This is a genomic window from Bellilinea sp. (assembly GCF_034432615.1).
In the GTDB taxonomy this organism is placed as follows: domain Bacteria; phylum Chloroflexota; class Anaerolineae; order Anaerolineales; family Anaerolineaceae; genus Bellilinea.
In genome coordinates this window covers 1-2,937 of sequence record NZ_DAOUBL010000029.1, presented here as the reverse complement: position 1 = coordinate 2,937, position 2,937 = coordinate 1, and the positions used below count along the sequence as shown (strand labels likewise).

General features: G+C 47.9%; 3 protein-coding genes. 1 reads left to right on the top strand and 2 read right to left on the bottom strand.

The genetic code is table 11. From position 1 onward, the window contains the following. Positions 1-21: 21 nt before the first annotated feature. Both rfbB and rfbC read right to left on the bottom strand, forming a co-directional pair. On the bottom strand, positions 22-1,107 hold the full coding sequence (gene rfbB, locus VAE48_RS01420; protein ID WP_322791523.1) for a dTDP-glucose 4,6-dehydratase: 1,086 nt from the start codon (positions 1,105-1,107) through the stop codon (positions 22-24). 15 nt (positions 1,108-1,122) lie between these two features. Further along, positions 1,123-1,671 carry a dTDP-4-dehydrorhamnose 3,5-epimerase gene (gene rfbC, locus VAE48_RS01415; RefSeq protein WP_322791522.1) on the bottom strand — a complete coding sequence of 183 codons (549 nt, stop codon included), beginning with the start codon at positions 1,669-1,671 and terminating at the stop codon, positions 1,123-1,125. A gap of 207 nt (positions 1,672-1,878) precedes the next feature. On the opposite strand from rfbC, the gene VAE48_RS01410 reads away from it, so the two are divergent. Then, complete coding sequence (locus VAE48_RS01410; protein WP_322791521.1) at positions 1,879-2,910, top strand: LamG domain-containing protein; 1,032 nt, start codon at positions 1,879-1,881, stop codon at positions 2,908-2,910. Positions 2,911-2,937 lie beyond the last annotated feature (27 nt).

Below are 2,937 nucleotides of genomic sequence, written 5' to 3'. Positions count from 1 at the left end.
CCCCAGCAAGAATAATTCCTTTCATTTTGCTTCTCCTCGTTCAGCGTAATTTTTCATCAGCCAGGCCTGATATTCCTGCTGTTGACGAATAGCAGCAACCCACTGGCTGTTATCCAAATACCACTCAACCGTTTGACGCAAGCCGCTGGCCAGCTCAAAGCGGGGCTTCCAGCCCAACTCACCTTCGATTTTTCGGATGTCCATTGCATAGCGCCGGTCGTGACCGGGGCGGTCGGTAACATGCTGTTTTAATTGAAAGTGCGGGCGGTAGGGTGATTCAGGGCGCAGTTCATCCAGAATGGCGCAGATCTGCTGGATGATTTCAAGGTTGGTGGGTTGATTGTTGCCGCCAATATTGTAGGTTTCACCGACCTTACCCTCTTCCAGGATGCGGTAGATCGCTTCACAGTGATCCTGCACATGCAGCCAATCGCGGATTTGTTTGCCATCCCCGTAAACCGGCAGCGGCTTGCCTTCCAGCGCATTGAGAATCATCAGCGGGATCAACTTTTCCGGAAATTGACGGGGGCCGTAATTATTGGAACAGTTGGAGATGGTGACCGGCAATCCGTAGGTGTGAAAATAAGCCCGTACCAGATGATCACTGGCCGCTTTGGAAGCGGAATAGGGTGAATTGGGGGCATAAGGGGTATCCTCGCGGAAGGGTGGATCATCCGGCTTGAGCGAGCCAAATACTTCATCGGTCGAAACGTGGTGGAAACGCACCGTATGCGAATTAGCAAAGCCCTCTTTCAGCCAGTATTGACGGCAGGCTTCCAGCAAGGTGTAGGTGCCGACAATATTGGTCTGAACAAACTGACCGGGACCATGAATGGAGCGGTCCACATGTGATTCGGCCGCAAAATGCACCAGCGTATCAATCTCATGTTCATGCAGCAGTCGCTCCACCAGAGAGCGGTCGCAAATATCCCCTTGGACAAACAGGTGACGGCTTTCATCCGCCAATCCTTTCAGGTTTTCCAGACTGCCGGCATAGGTCAATGCATCCAGATTGACAATCCGGACGCTTGAATTAACCTTCAGCAGGTAATGAACGAAATTGGAACCGATGAAGCCCGCACCGCCGGTTACCAGAATATTTTGCATCGCTCCTCCATCAAATCATGGGTAGGTTTCAGCCTGCGCCAGCGGTAAACCAGCGCGGTCTTTTTCAGAAATGAGCAGCTCTGCGCTGCCTTCCAGTGGCCATTCAATTCCCACCGCCGGGTCGTTCCATAAAAGGGTACGCTCCCACTGGGGGGCGTAAAAATCACTGGCTTTATACACCACTTCAGCCCATTCACTCAACACATAAAAACCGTGTGCAAAACCGGGGGGAATCCACAACTGGCGTTTATTCTCGGCTGAGAGGACTTCCCCCACCCACTGACCGAAGGTTGGTGAACTGCGCCGCAAATCAACCGCGACATCGAAAATTTGCCCGGCCACCACCCGCACCAGTTTACCCTGCGCCTGTTGAATCTGGTAGTGCAATCCGCGCAGCGTGCCACGGCGCGAACCGGAATGATTATCCTGCACAAACTGAGCAGTGATGCCCTGTTCGGCAAATACTTTTTGCTGGTAGGTTTCCATGAAGAAACCGCGCTGATCCCCAAACAGGTGCGGCTCAATCAGAATTACATCCGGAATGCGGCAGGCGGTGAACTTCATCCCGCTAATTTTACTTGAAAGTGTCAAGCGTGCGAACATATTTTGAAAAGATTAAGGATTAGCGGGGGAAAAACGAAACAATTCTCAAACTTTTCTAAAACTTATTCATTGATTTTGTAAATAAATTATTATATAAATAAATAGGGAATTCCTTAAACAGAGCTTCTTTGAAATTGGGGAAGGTTTTACGAAACAGGACATAATGTGATGAAGTATAAATTCTCTAAAAACTCAAATAACTTTGTTTATTTTTTTATTTTTCTTTGTGGTTTAATCATAATCGGGTTTGTTCAAGTTCCTAACAATAGTTTCGCTGAACCCGTAAATTATGGATTAGGCTTTGACGGTATTAATGATAATGTCCAATTACCTTTGATATATAATGTTTTTGGTGGAGATAGTTGGAGGAACACCAAAACAATCAGTCTTTGGATCAAACCAGAAGGTCCAGGAGAGGAATGTGGGCAACCCAACCCCGGTCATTGTCAGTTAATTATCGGAATCATACCAAGATCTTGGGGGATTAGCAGGGGTATATTAAATGGTGAAGATCGAATATGGATTTGGAACATTGATGATATAAACGAGAAACCAGATGCAATGATTCCCTTGATATATGAACCTGATGAGTGGATTCATATTGCATTAGTTCATGACAACAATCAACTCAAAGCATATCGTTATGGATCACACCTTCCGGGTGACACGAGAAACAGTTATGCCAGCGTGAGTGTAGATACAGCTGGTGAAAAAGTTTCTTACCTTACGTTGGGCGGATTCTTCAAACAAGATGAGAAATATGCTTTCAAGGGACAAATTGATGAGGTCCGCGTTTATAACATCGGTCTTGATGCCACGGCGATCTCTCAAATATATCAGGAATTGACACCTCCATTTAGCCCTAATCTTAAAGCGTATTATCGAATGAGCGATGGTGACGGTTCTTTCCTAACTGATGATAGTGGTCAAGGGAACGTTGGGATTTTTAGGGAAGAGTTGCAAACCGCTGTACCCCCAAATGGACCTCAATGGGTTGAATCGGGATTGTTTGGGAGCGGCCCTACACCCACCCTGCCACCCACCTTTACGGTCACCGCTACCTTCACAAGTACGCCCTCACCCACCGCAACTCCAACCCGTCTACCGCCGGGTTTTACCCCTCAGCCGAGCATCACCCCAACCCGCACTCTCGACCCCAACACGAACAACTTCCTGTTTCTCCCCATGGTCAGGAAATAAAAACCGGCCCTTCCAGGTCTGTCTGCC

Coding starts and splice junctions, on each gene's coding strand:
- rfbC (WP_322791522.1), bottom strand. CDS start 1,671: ATGAAGTTCACCGCCTGCCGCATTCCGGATGTAATTCTGATTGAGCCG.
- rfbB (WP_322791523.1), bottom strand. CDS start 1,107: ATGCAAAATATTCTGGTAACCGGCGGTGCGGGCTTCATCGGTTCCAAT.
- VAE48_RS01410 (WP_322791521.1), top strand. CDS start 1,879: ATGAAGTATAAATTCTCTAAAAACTCAAATAACTTTGTTTATTTTTTT.